This window comes from Alphaproteobacteria bacterium (genome assembly GCA_035625915.1).
GTDB lineage: Bacteria > Pseudomonadota > Alphaproteobacteria > JACZXZ01 > JACZXZ01 > DATDHA01.
The window spans coordinates 1-19,205 of record DASPOR010000227.1 but is presented as its reverse complement, the minus strand read 5'-3'; the positions used below and the strand labels follow the sequence as shown (position 1 = coordinate 19,205).

Genomic DNA, 19,205 nt, shown 5'->3' with positions numbered 1-19,205 from the left:
CTCCCTTAACGTTCTGTTTTCAGATGGCTGGCACAATGCCAGTGCAGGGAAAGGGAACCGTGCGTATTTCCACTTCGCCGATACCTCCGTCCTTCGGCCAAGCGCGGTGCATCAGGGTCCATTGAATGGTTCGACGCGGCGAAAGCGAGACGATCCGCATCCTTGTCGCAATGCCCGAAGGAGCGGCGTTTGCCGCCCGACTCTCAGCCGCTCAAGCGCACTCGGCCTGCGTCGCCGTCGAAAATGTCGCTGCAGCCCTTGACGCGCTTCATGAGGAGCGGTGCTGCGCCGTGCTGCTCGATCCCGGCTTGCCCGACGCCGAGGGACCGGCCACGGTTGCGCATTTGCGCGATGTCGCACCCGACATCGCCGTCGTCGTGGTGCTCGCGGATACCGATGAGCGCGCGGCGATCGCTTATCTTCAGGCGGGTGCGCAGGACTGCGTCGCACGCGGTGTCGCGGACGAAACGCTATTGCGCACCGTTCGCTTCGCCCTCGAGCGCATTCGCACGGAAAGGCGGCTTTCACAACTCGCCGCCCACGATCCGCTCACCGGCCTTGTCAATCGTCCGACGTTCCTTCACCGCCTCAATCGCGCAATCGCGCGCGCACGGCGCACCAACAAGGAAGTTGCGATCCTGTTCGTCGACCTCGACGGATTCAAACCGATCAACGACGCCTTCGGTCATGCGATCGGGGACGAACTCCTGCGCCTCGTTGCACTCCGCCTCGGCACGGTCGTCCGCGCCACGGACACGGTGGCGCGGCTCGGTGGCGACGAATTCGCGATCGTTCTCGAAGGGATCGCAAGCAGCCACGACATCGCGCGCATCGCCGACAAGGTATTGGACGCGATCAAAGCCCCCGCCTCGATCTCGGGTCGGGACATTTCGATCTCGGCGAGCGTGGGTATTGCGCTCTACCCGGGTTGCGGCTGGGAGCCGAATGCACTGCTGCGCCACGCCGACGCCGCCATGTATCGCGCCAAGCAATCGGGCAGGGGCGGTTATCATTTCTTCACCCGGGAGATGACGGCCGAGGCTGCCGAACGGCTCATCATGGAACGCTCGCTTCGCCGCACGCTCGAGCGCGACGAGCTCATGCTCCACTATCAGCCTCAGATCGATCCCGCGTCCGGCGATGTGGTTGGCGTTGAGGCTCTGGTGCGCTGGCGCCATCCCGAGATGGGCGTCGTCATGCCTGAGCGATTCCTGTTCCTCGCCGAGCAAAGCGGGTTGATCGGACCGATAGGAGAATGGGTTCTCGGCACAGCTTGCGCTCAATTCGCAGAATGGCGGGAGATGGGCTTGGCGCCCGGCAGGCTCGCGGTCAACCTTTCAGCGCGCGAGATCATGCGGCACGCGCCGAGCGATACGATCATGCGAGTCCTCAGGGACTACAACTTGGAGCCGGAGGCGCTCGAGATCGAATTGGCCGACACGACCTTCAGCGCCGCCGCAGAGCTCGACAACGCCGATCTCTCGGCATTGATCGCAGTCGGCGTACGCGTTGCTATCGACGATTTCGGATCGGGCCATTTCCCGCTCGGCTCGATTAAGCGGTTTCCGGTGGACACCCTCAAGATCGACCGGAGTTTCGTGCAAAACATCGAGAAGGAGGCGTGGGACACCGCGGTCGTCACGGCGGTCATCGGGCTTGGGCGCAGCCTCGGCCTTCGAACTGTCGCCGAAGGCGTCGAGACGGCGATGCAATACGACTTTCTTCGCAAGGCGGGGTGCGGCGCCATCCAGGGCTATCTCGTCTCTCCGCCGGTCCCGGCCGAAATCCTTACGGCTTGGCTGCGAGAACGGATGGAAAGCGAAACATATCGTTTTAAAAAATCCGCGATCAGCGCCGGCGGCCGTCGCAGAGGGCTGCGATAAATTTTTTTACCGCCTCCGCAAGTTCCCCGGCATTTTCGATCGTCACCACGTCGGGGCCGGACGGCGAATCGTCGCCCGCTCGCGCAATGCGCGCCGCGATGTCGGCGGCGGTCTCCCGACCGCGGCGGGAGAGCCGTTCCGACAGCACGTGCCAGGGCGCCGTTACCACGATGATCCATAACGGTTGATAGCGCCGGCGCGCCTCCTCGAGGACCGATCGCGAGACATTGATGACGACCGAGCAACCGTCCGCCAGCGCCTCCTCGATGCCCACGGGTATTCCGTAGGATAGGCCATGACTTCGCCAAGTAAGGCTATAGGCGCCGCCTCGCTTGGCGGTCTCGAAGACGGCGGGGGAAACCTCGATATGGTCTTCCCCGCCGGCCGCCTCGGGCCGAGTGATATGCCGGCGCGGGAAGATAAAGTCCGGGTCCTCGGCCAGGGTGGCGCGCGCTGCCGCAATGAGCGAGTCCTTGCCCGCCCCGCTCGGGCCCACGATCAAGAATAATGTGCCGCGTTCCGTCACGCACCCACCTCCACTTGCCAATCTTCAAGCCAACGCGTTTGCGTTGAGCACTTTGCCTTATTTTGCCATAGGCCGGACGCCTCCGAATCGATGGTTTGGCGACCGCCGGGGCGGGAAAGCATTACGCTCGCACCTCGCCAACGGTTGCCCTGGCCTTTGCAAGGTGCCGATCATCGCGTAGCATCGCACGGCTGCAAGCGCGTCCGAAGACGGCCGAAGTGCCACAGCGACAGGGAGGGCGAGAATGAAGACGATCGTCATGGGTGCCGGCATTGTCGGAGTCACGACCGCCTATTACCTCGCCAAAGCCGGTCACGATGTCGTGGTGCTCGATCGTCAAGGCGAAGCCGCGGGAGAGACGAGCTACGCGAATGCGGGCCTCATCGCACCCGGCCACTCGTTCACCTGGAATTCGCCTCGTGCGCCGAAGCTCCTGCTGCAATCGATCTGGCGTGACGATCTTGCCTACCGCTTCCACTTCAACCTCGATCCGCGATTCTGGATCTGGGGAATAAAGTTCCTGCGTGCCTGCTCGGCGGAAAGTGCCCGCGCCAACACGCTCGTCAAACTTCGGCTCTGCCGCTTCAGCCAGCAGAAGCTCGAAGAGATCGCGGCAGCAGAAGGACTTCGGTATTCCCAATTCAAGAAGGGGCTCCTGTTTTTCTACCGCGACCCCGCGCATTTCGAACAAGGGGTCAAGAACATGACCTTGATGAAGGAGCACGGCCATGCCGTCGAGGTCATCGACGCCAAGCGCGCTGTCGAAATCGAGCCGGCCTTGGCGCCGATCGCGGCCAAGCTTGCCGGTGCGGTCTATTGCCCGACCGATGGCAGCGGGGATTGCCGCACCTACGCCGTGCAACTCGCCGAGGCCTGCCGGCGTCTGGGCGTTGAATTCCGCCTCGGCACCGCGATTCGCGGCTTGGAGACCAAAGGAGGGCGCGTCTCCGCCGTCTCGACCGACAAAGGGCCCTTGACTGGGGACGCCTACGTGCTGTCGCTCGGAAGCTTCAGCTCGATCATCGCGCGCTCCGCCGGCATCGAAGTGCCGGTCTATCCGGTCAAGGGCTTCTCCTTGACGCTTCCGATCGATCCAGCCCTATCCCCGACCGTGGGCGGGGTCGACGAGGGTTCTCTCGTCGCTTATTGCGGAATGGGCGATCGGCTGCGCATGACCGCCACGGCCGATTTTTCCGGCTACGACAATAGCCACAAACCCGACGATTTCAATTCCATGCTGGCGGTTGCACGGGAGCTTTTCCCGAAAGGGGTCGATTTCTCCAAGCCGCAATATTGGGCCTGCCTCAGGCCCATGACGCCCGACGGACCGCCGATCGTCGGCCGCTCGCCGCTGGAGAATCTCTGGCTCAACACGGGACAGGGCCATATGGGGTGGACGATGTCGGCAGGCTCGAGCCGAATCCTTGTCGATCTCCTCCTTGGCCGCCAGCCCGAACATCCGGCGGAGGCGCTGGGTCTCGAGCGTTACACGGGTACCCCCAGGGCCAACGGAAGGACCGCCGAGGCCGCGTGAGGTCGGTCAACTCTCCTCGATTTCCTCCATGTCCTCGTCGCTGAAACCGAAATGGTGCCCGATCTCGTGGATCAAGACGTGGCGCACGAGATGGTGCAGGTCCTCGCCGGTCTCGCACCAATAATCGAGAAGCGGGCGACGATAAAGGAAGACCATGTCGATGCCGTGGGGCATGTCGGATACACTTTTGCGGTTGAGGGACACGCCGCGGTAAAGGCCGAGCAGCTCGAACGGACTCTCCAGACCCATCTCGCGTTCGGTCTCTTCGTCGGGAAAATCCTCGACGCGCAGGACGACATTCTTTACATGCCGGCTCAGCGTCTCGGGTATCGTCTTGAGGGCCTCCCGCCCGATCGCCTCGAGGTCGTCGAGCGTAGGGGCGGTCGCGAATTTGGCCTTCACGGCAGGGAGCCCTATTTCGCCTGCATGCGCATTGCGCCATCGAGACGGATGACTTCGCCGTTGAGCATCACGTTGTCGATGATGTGGAGGCAGAGCCGCGCGAACTCATCCGGCCGGCCGAAGCGGCTTGGAAAGGGAACTTGCGAGGCAAGGCTCTCCTGGACCTGTTGCGGCATGCCGAGAAGAAGCGGCGTGGCGATCAGGCCGGGTGCTATCGCAAGCACGCGGATTCCGGAGCGTGCGAACTCTCGCGCCGCCGGAAGCGTCAAGGCGACGATGCCGCCCTTCGATGCCGAATAGGCGGCCTGCCCGATTTGCCCTTCATAGGCGGCGACGGAGGCTGTCGAGATGACGACGCCCCGCTCGCCCTCGGCGAGCGGGTCGAGCGTCAGCATGCCCGCCACCGCAAGACGCATCATGTTGAAGCTGCCGATCAGGTTGACCGCGATCACCTTCGAGAATTGATCGAGCGGCATTGGCCCTTCCTTGCCGACGATGCGTGCTGCAGGGCCGATTCCGGCGCAATTCACGAGAATGCGCGCCGTCCCGTGTTTCGCGCGTGCGGCGGCCACCGCGGCCTCGCCGCTTTTCGCGTCGGACACGTCGCAGCGGACCGCAAGCCCGCCGATTTCGCGGGCGACTTGCTCCGCACCCTCCATGTTCAGGTCGAGTACCGCGACTTTCGCATCGGCCTTCGCAAAATGGCGCGCGGTTTCCGCACCGAGCCCTGAGCCGCCACCCGTGACAAGTGCCGCTTGTCCGCGCAGATCCATGTCCAGAACCTCCTGGTGTGCCGAAATCGCTCCCGGTCCCGCCCCCCGATGTGGCGAATTTCGGATTCGCCACACGAGTTGCCAAGGGTTGTCCGGTTCGCAGCCGAGGCACATTTCCTTAGCAGACGGCGCGCCGAGTGGCGAGGGCGATCGGGTAAGGCGTCAAGCCGCCTCGCCCCGAGGATGCGGATTTGCTATCGGCTGGCCATACCTGCCATGCGTCGAGCTTGGTGCCGAGCCTCTTCCACCCATGCTTTCTCTCGGCGTATAGCTATCCCCGACGCCGTTGAAGGCCCGAATGGTAACCAACTGACGGAGCAAACAATGGCCGAGCCACGTCGCCGGCACCAATCCCGAGAGAACCGGTCCGAAGGGGCTGATGCTCCCCTTTGGCGGCCGGATGCCGAGCGCATCGCCAGGAGCAACCTGCGCGCCTTCATGTCAAGGATCGAGGCGGATTGGGGTGTCAAGGCTACGGATTACGCATCCCTCCATCGCTTCTCGATCGAGGAGATGGAGAAATTCTGGCTGTCGACATGGGATTTCGCGGGGGTGATCGCCGAAACGCGTGGCGAGGTGACAATCGAAAATCCCGGGAAAATGCCGGGTGTGCACTTCTTCCCCCAGGCACGGCTCAATTTCGCCGAAAATCTCCTTCGCCGGCGCGATAAAAGCCCCGCCATCGTCTTCTGGGGCGAGGACAAGGCGCGCCGCACATTGAGCTGGGCCGAACTTTATGACGCGGTCTCGCGCCTTGCCCAGGCGCTCGAGGCTCAGGGGGTCGGGGTGGGCGACCGTGTTGCGGGCTGGCTTCCCAACATGCCGGAGACCGTCATCGCCATGCTCGCGGCGACGAGCCTCGGCGCCATCTGGTCGTCGAGTTCACCCGATTTCGGGGTCCGGGGGGTGCTCGATCGCTTCGGGCAGATCAAGCCGAAAGTGCTGCTCGCGGTCGACGGCTACCACTATAACGGGAAGACCCACGACTGCCTCGAGCGCCTCAGCGAGATCGCCGCAGGGATGCCGACGCTCGAGCGCGTCGTTGTCGTACCCTACGCGTCCGCATCCCCCACGCTCCGCGGCATCCGCAATGGCGTGCCGATGGGCGACTTCGTATCCGACTACAAGCCGCGCGATATCGCGTTCCGCCGGCTGCCCTTCAATCATCCGATCTATATTCTCTATTCTTCGGGAACGACGGGTGTGCCCAAATGCATCGTCCACGGTGCCGGGGGCGTTCTCCTCACGCACCTCAAGGAGCACAAGCTCCATTGCGACATCAGGCCGGGCGATCGGGTCTTTTGGTTCACGACCTGCGGTTGGATGATGTGGAACTGGCTCGTCTCGGCACTCGCGGCCGAAGCCACCCTTCTCCTCTATGACGGCTCGCCGTTTTATCCGGACGGCAATGTCGTTTTCGATTTCGCGGATGCGACCGGGATGAATTTTTTCGGCACCTCGGCCAAGTACATCGATGCGTGCCACAAAGCCAAACTCGAGCCGATCAAGACCCACAGTCTCGCGACGGTGCGCGCAATCGGCTCGACCGGCTCGCCACTCGTCCCCGAAGGTTTCGATTACGTCTATAATTATGTCAAAAAGGATGTGCACCTCGCCTCGGTGTCGGGCGGCACCGACATCGTCGCGTGCTTCGTCGGCGGCAATCCAATCGGCCCAGTCTGGCGCGGCGAAATCCAAGGGCCTCTGCTCGGTTTGGCCGTCGAGGTCTTCGACGAAGACGGTAAAGCGGTCGAGGGCGAGAAGGGCGAGCTTGTTTGCACGAAACCATTTCCGTCGATGCCGGTCGGCTTCTGGGACGATCCCGGCGACAAGAAATATCACGCCGCCTATTTTGAGAAATTTCCCGGCGTGTGGTGTCACGGCGACTGGTGCATGGTGACCGAGCATGGCGGGATCGTCATTTACGGCCGCTCGGACGCCACGCTCAAGCCGGGAGGCGTGCGCATCGGCACGGCCGAAATCTACCGGCAGGTCGAGCAGCTCGACGAGGTGGTCGAAAGCATCGTGATCGGGCAGGACTGGGACGGCGACGTGCGCGTCGTCCTTTTCGTCAAACTGCACGACGACCTCAAGCTCGATGCGGTGCTCATCGACAAGATCAAGGCGCAGATCAAGAGAAACACCACGCCACGGCACGTCCCGGCGAAGATCGTCCAGGTTCATGACATTCCGCGCACGAAATCCGGCAAGATCGTCGAACTCGCCGTGCGCGATGTGGTCCACGGCCGGTCAGTCAAGAACATCGAAGCCCTCGCCAATCCCGAAGCCCTCGAACTCTTCAAGGAAATCCCGGAGCTCAAGCGTTGAACCAGATTCTGACCAAAATCTTCGGCAAGGCGGAGCGCCTGGCCGGACGGATCCGTGCGGATATTTCGGCCCTTGAGCCGCAGCGGATCAGCGAAGTTTCGAAGCTCGCCCTCGGCGATCCGCGCGTGATCCCGCTCTGGTATGGCGAGTCGGACGTGACCACGCCCGAATTCATCCGCGAGGCCGCCAAGGCGGCGATCGATCGGGGTGAGACCTTCTACACTCACAAGCGGGGGATACCGGACCTGCGCCAGGCCCTCGCCGATTACATGTCGGGCCTATACGGCCGCAAAATCGACATGGATCGCGTGACGATCACGGCCGCGGGAATGAACGCGATCATGGTGCTCATGGAGCTCGTGGTCGAGAAGGGCGACAACGTGGTGACCGTTTCGCCCGCTTGGCCGAACGGGAGTGCGACCGTTCACATCATGGGTGCGGAGCTGCGCCAAGTCGTACTCGACCAGGAGCAAGGTCGCTGGAAGCTCGACCTCAACAAGCTCCTCGACGCCGCCGACCAGGACACGCGCATGTTCTTCATCAACTCGCCCAACAACCCCACGGGCTGGATGATGACGCGCGAGGAACAAAAGGCGCTGCTCGATTTCTGCCGCGAGCGGAACATCTGGATCCTGGCGGACGAGGTTTACCATCGGCTTGTCTACAACTCGAATACGGCCCCGTCTTTCCTTGAAATCGCCGAACCCGGCGATCCGGTGTTCATCGCCAATACCTTCTCGAAGGCATGGGCGATGACCGGCTGGCGCATGGGCTGGATCACGGCACCCGCCCCACTCGGCGACATCATCGGCGAGCTGGTCGGCTACAACACGAGCGGCGTGCCGACCTTTCTTCAACCGGCAGCCGCCACGGCCCTCCGGAAGGGCGAGCCGTTCGTCAAGGAAATGGTGGCGCGCTGCCGTGCCGGCCGGGATATCGTCGCCGATCATCTTGCCGAAATTCCCCGTGTTCGCTTCATTCCGCCCGATGCCGCCTTTTATGCCTTCTTCGAGGTCGCGGACATGTCCGACAGCCTGGCGATGGCGCAACGCCTCGTGCGGGAGGCCGGCGTCGGCCTCGCACCGGGCTCCGCCTTCGGTGCCGGCGGGGAGGGCCATCTTCGGCTTTGCTTCGCCCAAGCACCTTCCCTTCTCGAGGAAGCCATGGCGCGGATCAAGAAAGTGCTCCGCTAGCCGCATTCGTCGTTTCCGCGGCCCCCTTCATGGTTCGAGACGGCCGCCTCTATGCGTGACGCGGAAGAAAACGCGCGGAGCGCGTCGGCGGCCTCCTCACCATGAAGTTGATTATTTGTAAGAATGAAGTCCTCACCCTGAGGAGGTGCGCAGCGCCGTCTCGAAGGGTGAGGCCCTTACGCCCTCACCACTGCCGCCAGGGATTGCTCCGCCGCGGCCTCCTCGAGCAGCCAATCGCGAAAGGCGCGGACTTTGGCGCGTTCGATCGCACGGGGCGGGTAGACGACGTAATACGCGTACTCGGCCTTGAGCGTGATATCGAATGGGACGACAAGACGGCCGGCGGCCAGATCCTCCATGATGAGGGCCGTCCGGCCGAGGGCGACGCCTTCGCCGTTGATCGCGGCCTGGATGATCAGGCTTGAATGGCTGTAGACGGGTCCGCGCGACGGATCGACCCCTTCGACCCCTGCCGCCATCAGCCAGGTGCGCCAATCGATCTGGGTCCCCATCTCGTGAAGCAAGGCGTGATATTTGAGATCGCTCGGCTGGCGCAGCGGATGCTCACCATCGAGGAGTGCCGGGCTGCAGACAGGCACGAAATCGTCCCTCATGAGGCGGTCCGACTTGAGGCCCGGATATTCACCGCGGCCATACCGGATGCCGATATCGACGCCGTCGCGCACGAAATCGACGACCTGGTCTTCCGCCTGCACGCGTACATCGATCTCCGGATGCCGCTCGCGAAAGCGGGCAAGGCGCGGCACCAGCCACTTGATCGTGAATGACATTGTCGTGCTGACCACGAGCCCGCCTTGCTCATCGCGTTTGCGGATCCTGTCGGTCGCCTCTGCGAGCCCCTCGAGCAGCGTACGCACGGTCGAGAGGTAGGCCTGGCCCTCATCGGTCAGCCGAAGTGCTCGGTTGAGGCGGCGGAAAAGCTGTACACCGAGAAAGTCCTCGAGCGATTTCACCTGTCGGCTTACGGCGCCATGGGTGACGTGCAGCTCGTCCGCGGCCTTGGTGAAGCTCAGATGCCGGGCCGCGGCCTCGAAGTCCGGCAGGGCCTTGAGCGGGGGAAGGCGGCGGGCCACGTGTCCCTCCATTCACGTGATTTTATCTCACGTATTATATTAGAAGTAATCGATTGTTTGCAAGGGCAATACGGCATAAATCAATAGTCACGAGATGAATTTCAATGCGGGAAAGAACCAATAGTCTTTCCGAAACCTGTGAGGAAAACAGATATGAACCAGATCAGCATGGAGCTGTCGAGCGCTGCGGGAGGCCGGGAGCCCCGCGGCAGGCATGGAGGCCACGAGATCCGCGTCGGACTCGTTCAGCTCTCCCAGGCCCTTGCCCATCAAATCCATCTTTGGCGGGAGCGTGCACGCCAGAGGCGGGAACTGATGAGCCTCGGTGAGGAGGGATTGAAGGATATCGGCCTCGGTCAGAGCGAAGCCTATCACGAGTACGCCAAACCCTTCTGGCGCAGATGAATTCGCGGTTCCACCTCGCGTGCAATCCTCCTCGGAGTTCCGATGAGCGATGTCGACAGAGGAACTCGATGAGGAGAATTGCATTGCGAGGCGAGTGCCGGACACGCATCATCGCGGCCTTACGCGCGAAGAGGGGGTGCTGCGATGCATGTGGTCGTGTTCGAGGTGATCCCGAATGAAGGGCGCGCGCACGAATATTTCGACTTGGCGAAGGAGCTCGCATCGGAGCTTCAGAAGATCGACGGCTTCGTCTCGGTCGAACGTTTCGAAAGCCTGACCGAAAGGGGAAAATATCTCTCGCTCTCGACCTGGCGCGACGAGGCCGCGATCAAGATCTGGCGCGGCCACGCCGAGCATCAGATGGCCCAGGCACGCGGCAAGGGCGGCATTTTCAAGCATTTCCGCATCCGTGTTGCAGCAGTCGTGCGCGACTACGATTTTCGCGACGAGCGAGCGGCGACGCATGCGGCTTCAGAGAGATAAATCGCGGCAAGCTGTCGCACACGCCCGGCTGAACGCCAGTGTCATCAGGTGTGGCCTGTCGTCAGCACGACTTTGCCGGTGATTTTTCGCGCCATCATGAGGCTCAAGGCTTCGCCCGCTTCTGCGAGCGGGATCGTGCGCGAGACGAGGGGCCTGAGCTTGCCTTCTTCGTACCAGCGGAAGAGTTCGTCATAGCTCTTGCGTGCGAGTGCTGGATCGCGGCGCACGCTCGCACCCCAAAGCACCCCGATCACCGCACAATTCTTGATGAGGATGTAATTGGTCGGCGCCTGGGCGATTCGGCCGGACGCAAAACCGATCACGACGAGCCGGCCATCCCATGCAATCGAACGCAAGGAGGCATCGAACACGTCACCGCCCACGGGGTCGTAGATCACGTCCGCACCCCTGCCCTCCGTGATCGCCTTAACGCGTTCCCGGATGTCCTCGCGGGAATAGTCGATCCCGTGATCGGCGCCCGCCTTGCGGGCCACCTCGAGCTTTTCCGGCGAGCCGGCGGTCGCAATCACCGTGGCGCCGATCACCTTGCCGATCTCGACGGCGGTAAGGCCGACCCCGCTCGAGGCGCCATTGACAAGGAGCGTTTCGCCGGGCCGTAGATTGGCGCGATAGGCGAGTGCCACGTGAGAGGTGCCGTAAGCGACGGGAAAGCCCGCCGCGGTCACGAGGTCCATGGTCTTTGGAACGACGAAGGCCTGGACCGCGGGTACAACCGCTTCTTCGGCAAAGCCGCCGTGGCCGGTGTAGGCCATCACCCGATCGCCTGCCTTGAGATGCGTCACTTCGGGTGCCGCTTCGCTCACCACGCCGGCAACTTCCAAGCCCGGGCTGAACGGGAAGTCCGGCTTTTCCTGGTACTTGCCCGCGATCATGAGCGTATCGGCGAAGTTGATCCCGGCGCCGTGAACCGCAATGCGGATGTGGCCGGGCTTGAGGGCCGGTGCCGGGACCTCCCCGAAATCGAGCGACCCCGGATCGCCCCAAGCCTTGCACAGGACAGCTTTCATCGCGGAACCCCCGCCTTTTTGAAGGTCGGCTAACCGGCGAGCCAGCCGTTCGCCGCCCTGATCTCGCCCACCTCGAAGTGGTTCCAGTTGCTGATCTTGGGCCGACAGGCATCCGCCAGCGCGGTCCAGTTCGTATCGTCGATCGCACCCACATGCCGCAGAATTGCTGCCGTCGCGACCTCGGCAGCGCGACCGGCGCCATCGTCTATCTTGAGCGCGATGCCGAACCCGAGGCTTGGAATCGCCGCGCAATAGACGCCTTCAGCCCCACCCTTTAATAGAACCCGTCCGCTCAACCCCTCCATCACCACGGTATTGAAGCGACCGGTCCCCGCGACAAGGTCCGGGTGCCCGGTCGCGGCGGCGACGACGCGCCTTGCAGCGGCGACTCGCTCCGCATGAAGGCCGGCCTGGCTCGCCAGCCTCGCCATGCCGCGCGCCATCGCGACGATGGGAATGGCCACGGTCGGGATGCTGCACCCGTCGATCCCCATGGGTGCGCGGCCGAGATCGACACCGCACAATTCGCCGACTGTTTTCATCCAGCGCCGCTGTGCGGGATGATCGAGCTTGATGTAGCCCTTCGTCGCTTCACCCATGTGGCGCGAGGCGGAAAGCATCCCCGAATGCTTTCCAGAGCAATTGTTGTGCGCGGCAGTCGGTTTCCGGCCATCCCGGATCATCGCTTCGTGCGCCGGCGCATAATAGGGCGGGTGTGCGCCGCATTCGAGATGCTCGACGCCCAGTCCGATCCGCTCCAGCCAGGACTTCACCATATCGGCATGCTTGGGCTCGCCGCTATGAGAGGCGCATGTCAACGCGAGTTCCGCGTCACTGAGCCCGAAAGCGTCGGCAGCACCGGTCTCGATGACCGCGATTGCCTGAAGCGGCTTGATCGCCGAGCGGGGAAAGACGGCCTGCTCGACGTCGCCCCAGGCGTGGACGATCTTGCCGTGCGCGTCGACCACGGCGGCGGCACCGCGGTGGCGGCTCTCAATGGCCGCTCCGCGGACGATTGTGACGAGGACCGGGTTCGCCTCAACTTGCACGCGGATCGTTTCGGAGGGAGATGGCCTCATGTGCGAAAGCTCCTCTCGGCTTCTCGGCCGGTATTGTTGTCCGTCGAGCGGCGATCCGGACCGACCGCCACAGGCGAGCGGACGCCTCTTGGCCCTCATCGAGGGGGTTCTTGCCCATCCGCTCGGGTCCAGGCGACCGCCTTCCGCCAAGCACCTTGCCTTGCCGTGGGGTGCCGTGCAAGGTGTCCCCATGCGCGGGTATTTCGGCATCGGCGTCGAGGGCATTTCCAAACCCATGAATCTGGGCAGTCTTTGGCGCACGGCCCATGCCTTCGGAGCAAGCTTCATCTTCACGATCGGCGCCAAATACAGCCGCCGGGAAGGCGAGCGAAGCGATACATCCAAGACTTCTTCGCAAGTGCCGCTCCACGAATACGGTGATGTTGCCTCGTTCGAGCTTCCCAAGGGATGTGCCCTCGTCGGGATCGAACTCCTCGACGAGGCGATCGAGCTGCCGAGTTTTCCCCATCCGCGCCAGGCCGCCTATGTGCTCGGGCCCGAACGAGGACGACTTTCGGGCGAACTTTTGGCGCGTTGCGCCCACGTCGTCAAAATTCCGACGAAATTCTCCCTCAACCTCGGACTCGCCGGTGCGGTCGTCATGTACGACCGGTTGCTAACTCTCGGCCGATTCGCAGCCCGCCCGATCGCGTCGGGTCAAGTGGTTGAGCCTCTGCCCGCGCCGGTTCATGGCGCGCCCATATTTCGCCGCCGCAGGGCCGGCGTGACGTGAGAGGTCCATCGAGGTCCCGGCGATCGTAGAATAAGGCTGTTCCGCGGCCGGCCGTCTCTTCTCGTGTGGTGGATTTGAAGTTCCTAAGCGTGGCTGTCACCAAAATCATAGGAACTTCGAATCCACCACACTAGAATGACGACGCTAAACCACATGAGTGATGGAACGATGTCAAAGAAAAGTCTCCTCGCACTCGCGGCCACTTTCGCCGTGGCACTTGCATTCGGATTGAGCTCCGCACCGGCGCCGGCGCAGCAAACCCCGCAGGGCCAAGCGCCGAAAGCCCAGGACAAAACGACGGCACCACCGTCGGACCAAAAGGCCAAGGTTGTCGGCGAGTTCGGCGATTGGCAGGCGCTCACCTACAAAGACGCCAAAGGCGATACGTGCTACGTCGCGAGCTTCCCCAAGAATAGCGTGGGCCATCAAGGCAAACTGGGCGAGACGAATATCCTCGTCTCCCACTGGCCGTCCCAGAAAAGCTTTGGCGTGGTCAGCATTGCCGCGGATTACGAATACAAAAAGGACAGCGAAGTCGACCTCGCCGTCGGGCGCGACAAGTTCAAGCTCTATACCCAAGGCAAGCGGGCCTGGTCGAAGGACGACGAGAAAGTCGTCGAAGCCTTCAAGAACGGCAAGGATGCGGTTGTCGAGGCCGTGACGGAAAAGGGCACCAAGACCAAGGACAGTTACTCTCTGAACGGTTTTGCAAAGGCCTACCAGGTCGCGAGCAAGGCCTGCGGCGTGAAGAGCTAGTGTGGCGAATCCGAAATCCGCCACACCAGCGGGTCGACCGTACCGCCGCAATGCATCCCCGCAGATGCGGGCGAATCGATTGAGTTCGTTGGGCCGGTTTTTAGCCGTGAGGGCAAGGAAGCGTATCAACTATTCGGGGATCGGCATTCAGCGGTCGGCGAACGGGCCGGGGTACCCCGCGGCATTTACCGCCGATGGTGCAGCACTTATATGATAAGGCGATGAGCGCTGCCGTCGAGAATGCATCCGCCGGGGAGCCTCGAAGGAACCTGATCGGGCTTTCACGCGAGGAACTCGAGGACGAGCTGGCAAGCCTCGGCGCCGAGCGGTTTCGCGCGCGCCAGCTTTGGCATTGGATCTACAATCGCGGCGTCGTCGACTTCGAGGCTATGACGACACTCGCCAAATCTTTTCGGGCGACACTCGCCGAACGCTACGTTCTGGCCCGCCCCGAGGTTGCGCGCGCGCAGCACTCGGTCGACGGTACCCGCAAGTGGCTCGTCAAGCTCGCCGACGGCAACCTGATCGAAAGTGTGCACATTCCCGAGGAGGATCGAGGTGCGCTTTGCGTCTCGTCCCAGGTCGGCTGCACGCTCACTTGCAAATTCTGCCACACCGGCACGATGAAGCTCGTGCGAAATCTCGATGCCGGAGAAATCGTCAGCCAGCTCATGCTCGCACGGGACGCGATCGGCGAGTGGCCGTCGCCCGAAGACGGGCGTATGATTTCGAACATCGTCATGATGGGAATGGGAGAGCCGCTTTATAATTTCGACAACGTCGCCAAGGCGCTTCGCATCATGATGGACGGCGACGGCATCGCGATTTCGCGGCGCAAGATCACGCTCTCGACCTCTGGCGTCGTCCCCCAGATCCGCAGATGCGCAAAGGAACTTCGAGTCAACCTGGCGCTCTCGCTCCATGCCGTGCGCGACGAGTTGCGCGACGTGATCGTCCCGCTCAACAGGAAATACCCGATCGCGGAATTGCTCGACGCCTGCCGGGACTACGCCGCACTCAATCCCAATCGCCGCATCACCTTCGAATACGTCATGCTCAAGGGCGTCAACGATTCGCCTGGCGACGCGCGGGAACTGGTGCGCCTTATCCGAGGCATCCCGTCGAAAGTGAATCTCATACCCTTCAACCCCTGGCCCGGCGCACCGTATGAGTGCTCCGACGATGCGACGATCAAGACATTCGCCGATATCGTGATGAGTGCCGGCTACCACGCACCCGTGCGCACGCCACGGGGACGGGACATCTCCGCCGCTTGCGGCCAACTCAAATCGGAGAGCAAGAAACCTCGGGCAAGCGAACGGGCGAAGCTTCTCGATGTGAACCCTCCCCTTTAATAGAGTGCGCTGCGCACCTCCCTGCACCGATCCAGTCGGCCCGCCGCTGTTGCGATCCGGGCGCACATCCCTATACTGCCGCGCCATTCCGGGACCCTCGATGCGGAGCCAACCATGGCCAATGATGTAAAAAAGGTGGTGCTTGCCTATTCAGGCGGGCTCGATACCTCGATCATCCTGCGCTGGCTGCAGGACACCTATCGCTGCGAGGTGGTGACCTTTACCGCCGATCTCGGCCAGGGCGAGGAGCTCGAGCCGGCACGGCGCAAGGCCGAGCTCATGGGTGTGAAGGAGATCTTCATCGACGATCTTCGCGAGGAGTTCGTGCGGGATTTCGTCTTCCCGATGTTCCGCGCCAACGCTCTTTATGAAGGCGTCTACCTGCTCGGCACGTCGATCGCGCGACCCCTGATCGCGAAACGCCAGATCGAGATCGCCGACAAGACAGGGGCCGACGCCGTCGCCCATGGCGCCACCGGCAAGGGCAACGACCAGGTGCGATTCGAGCTCACCTACTATGCGCTTAAGCCCGATATCAAGGTGATAGCGCCCTGGCGCGAATGGGATCTCACCTCTCGCACGAAGCTTCTCGAATATGCCGAGAAGCATCAGATACCGATCTCGAAGGACAAGCGCGGCGAAGCGCCTTTTTCGGTCGACGCCAACATGTTGCATATCTCGGCCGAAGGCAAAGTGCTCGAGGATCCCTGGCATGAGCCGGAGGAGTTTGTCTATAGCCGCACCGTCCCGCCCGAGAAAGCACCCGACCGGCCCGAATATGTCGAGATCGACTTCGCGAGAGGAGACGCGGTTGCGGTCAACGGCGAGCGCTTGTCGCCCGCCAAGCTGCTTGTGCGGCTGAACGAGCTTGGCGGCAAGCATGGCGTCGGCCGCGTCGACCTCGTCGAGAACCGCTTCGTCGGCATGAAGTCGCGCGGCGTTTACGAGACACCTGGCGGCACGATCCTCCATGAGGCCCATCGCGGGATCGAAAGCATCTGCCTCGATCGCGGCAGCGCGCACCTCAAGGACGAGCTCATGCCGCGCTATGCCGAGTTGATCTATAATGGATTTTGGTTTTCGCCCGAGCGCGAGATGCTCCAAGCAGCGATCGACAAGAGCCAGGAGCGCGTCGAGGGCACCGTGCGCCTGAAGCTCTACAAGGGGCATGTTCGCGTGGTCGGCCGCAAATCGCCGCACTCGCTTTATAGCCTCGCACACGTGACCTTCGAAGAGGATCGGGTCTATGACCAGCGGGACGCCGCCGGATTCATCCGGCTCAACGCACTTCGCTTGCGCTTGCTCAAGAAAGCGCGCGACTGAGGCTTGCCCGATCGGATTGCACCGGTCGACGCCGGCGCGCGGCGGTTATTAGGTCGAAGGTTCGACCCCCGCTTGCCGGCGCGCGGCGTGGAGGGTGTTGCGCAGCAGGCAGGCGATCGTCATCGGTCCCACGCCGCCGGGCACGGGCGTAATGGCGCCCGCGACCTTGACGGCCTCGGCAAACGCCACGTCGCCGACGAGGCGGGATTTTCCCGGCGTTTCCGTCGCCACGCGGTTGATGCCGACATCGATCACGGTCGCACCCGGTTTGATCCAATCGCCTCGCACGGTCTCGGGCTTTCCGATGGCGGCCACGAGGATGTCGGCACGACGGCATTCTTGGGCGAGTTCCCGCGTGCGCGAATGGGCGATCGTGACCGTGCAGCTCTCGCGCAACAGAAGGTTGGCAAGCGGCTTGCCCACGATATTGGAACGGCCCACGACGATCGCGCGCACACCGGCGAGATCGCCCAAGGTTTCCTTGAGCAGCATGAGGCAGCCGAGCGGGGTGCACGGCACCGAGCCGTCGCCGCCGGTCCAGAGCAGGCCCACGTTCCGCGTATGGAAACCGTCGACATCCTTACGCGGGTCGAGGGCTTCGATCACCGCGGCCTCGCGGATTTGGCGCGGAAGCGGCAATTGCACGAGGATGCCGTGAACGCCGCGATCGGCGTTGAGGCGGTCGATTTCTGAGAGCAAGGCCACTTCGGTCGTCGAGGCGGGGAGCGAACGCTCGATCGAGCGCATGCCAGCCTCGACGGTCGCCTTTTTCTTGCTGGCGACATAGGCTCGGCTCGCCGGATTGTCGCCGACCAGAATCACCGCGAGCCCGGGCGTAAGCTTGTGCGCGGTCGTGAGTACCGCCACATCCTTTGCAATGTTCGCACGTAGCGCCTCGGCGAACGCCTTGCCGTCGATTATTTTCGCGTCAGCCATGCCTTTCCGTGGGTCCCGTAAATTCGCTGAGCCAGCGCTCAAGCCGCTCGAGAAGCATCTTGGGTTCTGCCGCGAGGTGAAGGGATTTGCGCCTGCTGGCGGCCCCTTGGACGAGCGTGATGTTCGATTTCGGAACATCCCAGGTCTTGGCGAGGAGTGCTATGAGGGCCGCATTTGCTTTGCCGTCCGCCGCCGCAGCCGTGACAGCGGCCTTCAGACGGACCGAGCCGTCGGCATCCCGCACGAGGCCTTGAATGCGCTCGCTCGCCGATTTGGGAGCGAGCCTGACGGCGACGCGCACCCCGTCGCCCGCGACGTTGAATGGTGATTTTGAACTAGTGTGGCGAATCCGAAATTCGCCACATCTGGGTGCGGGACCGTGAGCGAATTTCGGATTCATAGCCACACTAGCAATATGTTGTATCGAGTGTGGTTTTCGGATTTGAAGTTCCTAAACGCGGCTGCCACCAAAATGCTAGGAACTTCAAATCCACCACACTAGAGCCCATGGATGGCGAGCTGAATTCTCTCCAGGACCATCTGCACGAGCCAAATCGCGAAGATCAGAATGACCGGCGATATGTCGACCCCCCCGAGGTTGGGCATCAAGCGCCGGATTGGACGCAACGCAGGCTCCGTCACTCGGTAGAGAAAGTCGTTAATCGTGTAGACCGCGCGGTTATAGGTATTGATCACGCCGAATGCAATCAGCCAGCTCATGATTGCCGCCACGATCACGAGCCATTTGTAGAACTCGAGGAGCTCGTGAAGGACGATAAGGAGCGGGTCGACGATGACATCCATGGTGGCGTTCCGATCTGGGCGCTCGATGCAGAACCCTATCCGTTGCGGCGATAGGTGGCAAGGCCGACAAGCCAGTTCGAGCGGGAAATCCTCAGCTTTTCCATGGCCTAAGGCGTATTTCCGCGACTCGGCGTCGCGCTGAGCGCTTGTCCTTGACACGGCCGGGGCTCGCACACATTATCCCGACCCGCCTTGAGACCGAGCGATTTGGGGCCGTAGCTCAGCTGGGAGAGCGTCGCGTTCGCAATGCGAAGGTCAGGGGTTCGATCCCCCTCGGCTCCACCAATTCCCCGGTAACCCCCTGAAGCCACATATTTTGCTTGTTTGCAAGGGGTCCCTTTAGGCATATTGGTACACAAAACTGGTACACAAGGCCCCTATTTGGCACAAGCCTGTCCTCACCTTCAACGACGAGGCAACCGTTTCTTTTTCCGCCGGCGTGTGCCGGATGAGTTGCGGCCGGTCATCAACAAGCTTGAGATACGCGAGACGTTGAGGACGAGCGATTACAAAGCCGCGTGTGAGCTTGTGCGGATGGCTTCCGTGAGATGCGATGCCCTCTTTTCCGAG

Annotated in this window: 20 protein-coding genes and 1 tRNA gene; 11 read left to right on the top strand and 10 right to left on the bottom strand. The window is 62.5% G+C overall.

Annotated features, from left to right (window positions below; all coding sequences use genetic code 11):
• Positions 1 to 125 precede the first annotated feature (125 nt).
• Positions 126 to 1,883, top strand: a complete 1,758-nt coding sequence (locus VEJ16_18520) for an EAL domain-containing protein (protein ID HYB11657.1) — start codon at positions 126 to 128, stop codon at positions 1,881 to 1,883.
• Here the strand turns inward: VEJ16_18520 and phnN are convergent.
• Positions 1,849 to 2,409 carry a phosphonate metabolism protein/1,5-bisphosphokinase (PRPP-forming) PhnN gene (gene phnN / locus VEJ16_18515; protein ID HYB11656.1) on the bottom strand — a complete coding sequence of 187 codons (561 nt, stop codon included), beginning with the start codon at positions 2,407 to 2,409 and terminating at the stop codon, positions 1,849 to 1,851. The two genes, VEJ16_18520 and phnN, sit on opposite strands and share 35 nt — an antisense overlap.
• 244 nt (positions 2,410 to 2,653) lie before the next feature.
• Between phnN and VEJ16_18510 the strand changes: the two genes are divergently transcribed.
• Entirely contained in the window at positions 2,654 to 3,943 is a 1,290-nt protein-coding gene (locus tag VEJ16_18510; protein ID HYB11655.1) for a D-amino acid dehydrogenase, read from the top strand.
• Between the two features lie 6 nt (positions 3,944 to 3,949).
• Here the strand turns inward: VEJ16_18510 and VEJ16_18505 are convergent, their stop codons facing one another.
• Together VEJ16_18505 and VEJ16_18500 are read right to left on the bottom strand one after the other, a co-directional pair.
• Positions 3,950 to 4,345 (bottom strand): metallopeptidase family protein, encoded by a 396-nt coding sequence (locus VEJ16_18505; GenBank protein HYB11654.1) that lies wholly within the window; start codon positions 4,343 to 4,345, stop codon positions 3,950 to 3,952.
• A gap of 11 nt (positions 4,346 to 4,356) precedes the next feature.
• Positions 4,357 to 5,118: an SDR family NAD(P)-dependent oxidoreductase gene (locus VEJ16_18500; GenBank protein HYB11653.1), complete on the bottom strand. Its 762-nt coding sequence runs from the start codon at positions 5,116 to 5,118 to the stop codon at positions 4,357 to 4,359.
• Positions 5,119 to 5,442: 324 nt separating this feature from the next.
• Between VEJ16_18500 and VEJ16_18495 the strand changes: the two genes are divergently transcribed.
• Positions 5,443 to 7,446 (top strand): acetoacetate--CoA ligase, encoded by a 2,004-nt coding sequence (locus VEJ16_18495; GenBank protein ID HYB11652.1) that lies wholly within the window; start codon positions 5,443 to 5,445, stop codon positions 7,444 to 7,446.
• Positions 7,443 to 8,639 (top strand): pyridoxal phosphate-dependent aminotransferase, encoded by a 1,197-nt coding sequence (locus VEJ16_18490; GenBank protein ID HYB11651.1) that lies wholly within the window; start codon positions 7,443 to 7,445, stop codon positions 8,637 to 8,639. The genes VEJ16_18495 and VEJ16_18490 overlap by 4 nt, the downstream gene beginning before the upstream one ends.
• A gap of 176 nt (positions 8,640 to 8,815) precedes the next feature.
• On the opposite strand, the gene VEJ16_18485 is transcribed toward VEJ16_18490, so the two are convergent.
• Positions 8,816 to 9,733 (bottom strand): transcriptional regulator GcvA, encoded by a 918-nt coding sequence (locus VEJ16_18485; protein HYB11650.1) that lies wholly within the window; start codon positions 9,731 to 9,733, stop codon positions 8,816 to 8,818.
• A 153-nt stretch (positions 9,734 to 9,886) separates the two neighbouring features.
• Here VEJ16_18485 and VEJ16_18480 point away from each other — a divergent pair, with 153 nt between their 5' ends.
• Together VEJ16_18480 and VEJ16_18475 are read left to right on the top strand one after the other, a co-directional pair.
• Positions 9,887 to 10,138 (top strand): DUF1127 domain-containing protein, encoded by a 252-nt coding sequence (locus VEJ16_18480; GenBank protein HYB11649.1) that lies wholly within the window; start codon positions 9,887 to 9,889, stop codon positions 10,136 to 10,138.
• Between the two features lie 144 nt (positions 10,139 to 10,282).
• Positions 10,283 to 10,621, top strand: coding sequence for an antibiotic biosynthesis monooxygenase (locus tag VEJ16_18475; GenBank protein ID HYB11648.1), 339 nt, complete (start codon positions 10,283 to 10,285; stop codon positions 10,619 to 10,621).
• Positions 10,622 to 10,665: 44 nt separating this feature from the next.
• Here the strand turns inward: VEJ16_18475 and VEJ16_18470 are convergent, their stop codons facing one another.
• Entirely contained in the window at positions 10,666 to 11,649 is a 984-nt protein-coding gene (locus tag VEJ16_18470; protein ID HYB11647.1) for an NADPH:quinone oxidoreductase family protein, read from the bottom strand.
• Positions 11,650 to 11,678: 29 nt separating this feature from the next.
• Complete coding sequence (locus VEJ16_18465) at positions 11,679 to 12,728, bottom strand: asparaginase (GenBank protein ID HYB11646.1); 1,050 nt, start codon at positions 12,726 to 12,728, stop codon at positions 11,679 to 11,681.
• Here VEJ16_18465 and VEJ16_18460 point away from each other — a divergent pair.
• The 4 genes from VEJ16_18460 (at position 12,727) to VEJ16_18445 (ending at position 16,895) form a co-directional block, all read left to right on the top strand.
• Positions 12,727 to 13,461: an RNA methyltransferase gene (locus tag VEJ16_18460; GenBank protein ID HYB11645.1), complete on the top strand. Its 735-nt coding sequence runs from the start codon at positions 12,727 to 12,729 to the stop codon at positions 13,459 to 13,461. The two genes, VEJ16_18465 and VEJ16_18460, sit on opposite strands and share 2 nt — an antisense overlap.
• A 168-nt stretch (positions 13,462 to 13,629) precedes the next feature.
• On the top strand, positions 13,630 to 14,217 hold the full coding sequence (locus tag VEJ16_18455; GenBank protein HYB11644.1) for an invasion associated locus B family protein: 588 nt from the start codon (positions 13,630 to 13,632) through the stop codon (positions 14,215 to 14,217).
• 221 nt (positions 14,218 to 14,438) lie between these two features.
• On the top strand, positions 14,439 to 15,572 hold the full coding sequence (gene rlmN / locus VEJ16_18450) for a 23S rRNA (adenine(2503)-C(2))-methyltransferase RlmN (GenBank protein HYB11643.1): 1,134 nt from the start codon (positions 14,439 to 14,441) through the stop codon (positions 15,570 to 15,572).
• A 114-nt stretch (positions 15,573 to 15,686) separates the two neighbouring features.
• Complete coding sequence (locus tag VEJ16_18445) at positions 15,687 to 16,895, top strand: argininosuccinate synthase (protein ID HYB11642.1); 1,209 nt, start codon at positions 15,687 to 15,689, stop codon at positions 16,893 to 16,895.
• Positions 16,896 to 16,943: 48 nt separating this feature from the next.
• On the opposite strand, the gene folD is transcribed toward VEJ16_18445, so the two are convergent.
• The 3 genes from folD to VEJ16_18430 form a co-directional block, all read right to left on the bottom strand.
• Positions 16,944 to 17,831: a bifunctional methylenetetrahydrofolate dehydrogenase/methenyltetrahydrofolate cyclohydrolase FolD gene (gene folD, locus VEJ16_18440; protein ID HYB11641.1), complete on the bottom strand. Its 888-nt coding sequence runs from the start codon at positions 17,829 to 17,831 to the stop codon at positions 16,944 to 16,946.
• Positions 17,824 to 18,132, bottom strand: coding sequence for a DUF167 family protein (locus VEJ16_18435; protein HYB11640.1), 309 nt, complete (start codon positions 18,130 to 18,132; stop codon positions 17,824 to 17,826). Before VEJ16_18435 ends, folD begins: the two co-directional genes overlap by 8 nt.
• A gap of 197 nt (positions 18,133 to 18,329) precedes the next feature.
• Positions 18,330 to 18,635 carry a YggT family protein gene (locus VEJ16_18430; protein ID HYB11639.1) on the bottom strand — a complete coding sequence of 102 codons (306 nt, stop codon included), beginning with the start codon at positions 18,633 to 18,635 and terminating at the stop codon, positions 18,330 to 18,332.
• A 209-nt stretch (positions 18,636 to 18,844) separates the two neighbouring features.
• Between VEJ16_18430 and VEJ16_18425 the strand changes: the two genes are divergently transcribed.
• Positions 18,845 to 18,920, top strand: a tRNA-Ala gene (locus VEJ16_18425).
• A gap of 54 nt (positions 18,921 to 18,974) precedes the next feature.
• Here the strand turns inward: VEJ16_18425 and VEJ16_18420 are convergent.
• Positions 18,975 to 19,205: hypothetical protein (locus VEJ16_18420; GenBank protein ID HYB11638.1), on the bottom strand; the 231-nt coding region annotated here is incomplete at its 5' end.

Excerpts from the sequence above, each read along its gene's own strand:
- rlmN (HYB11643.1), top strand. The coding sequence starts at position 14,439 with ATGAGCGCTGCCGTCGAGAATGCATCCGCCGGGGAGCCTCGAAGGAAC.
- VEJ16_18510 (HYB11655.1), top strand. The coding sequence starts at position 2,654 with ATGAAGACGATCGTCATGGGTGCCGGCATTGTCGGAGTCACGACCGCC.
- VEJ16_18480 (HYB11649.1), top strand. The coding sequence starts at position 9,887 with ATGAACCAGATCAGCATGGAGCTGTCGAGCGCTGCGGGAGGCCGGGAG.
- folD (HYB11641.1), bottom strand. The coding sequence starts at position 17,831 with ATGGCTGACGCGAAAATAATCGACGGCAAGGCGTTCGCCGAGGCGCTA.
- VEJ16_18445 (HYB11642.1), top strand. The coding sequence starts at position 15,687 with ATGGCCAATGATGTAAAAAAGGTGGTGCTTGCCTATTCAGGCGGGCTC.
- VEJ16_18470 (HYB11647.1), bottom strand. The coding sequence starts at position 11,649 with ATGAAAGCTGTCCTGTGCAAGGCTTGGGGCGATCCGGGGTCGCTCGAT.
- VEJ16_18520 (HYB11657.1), top strand. The coding sequence starts at position 126 with ATGGTTCGACGCGGCGAAAGCGAGACGATCCGCATCCTTGTCGCAATG.
- VEJ16_18455 (HYB11644.1), top strand. The coding sequence starts at position 13,630 with ATGTCAAAGAAAAGTCTCCTCGCACTCGCGGCCACTTTCGCCGTGGCA.
- VEJ16_18465 (HYB11646.1), bottom strand. The coding sequence starts at position 12,728 with ATGAGGCCATCTCCCTCCGAAACGATCCGCGTGCAAGTTGAGGCGAAC.
- VEJ16_18500 (HYB11653.1), bottom strand. The coding sequence starts at position 5,118 with ATGGATCTGCGCGGACAAGCGGCACTTGTCACGGGTGGCGGCTCAGGG.
- VEJ16_18430 (HYB11639.1), bottom strand. The coding sequence starts at position 18,635 with ATGGATGTCATCGTCGACCCGCTCCTTATCGTCCTTCACGAGCTCCTC.
- VEJ16_18495 (HYB11652.1), top strand. The coding sequence starts at position 5,443 with ATGGCCGAGCCACGTCGCCGGCACCAATCCCGAGAGAACCGGTCCGAA.
- VEJ16_18475 (HYB11648.1), top strand. The coding sequence starts at position 10,283 with ATGCATGTGGTCGTGTTCGAGGTGATCCCGAATGAAGGGCGCGCGCAC.
- VEJ16_18460 (HYB11645.1), top strand. The coding sequence starts at position 12,727 with ATGTGCGAAAGCTCCTCTCGGCTTCTCGGCCGGTATTGTTGTCCGTCG.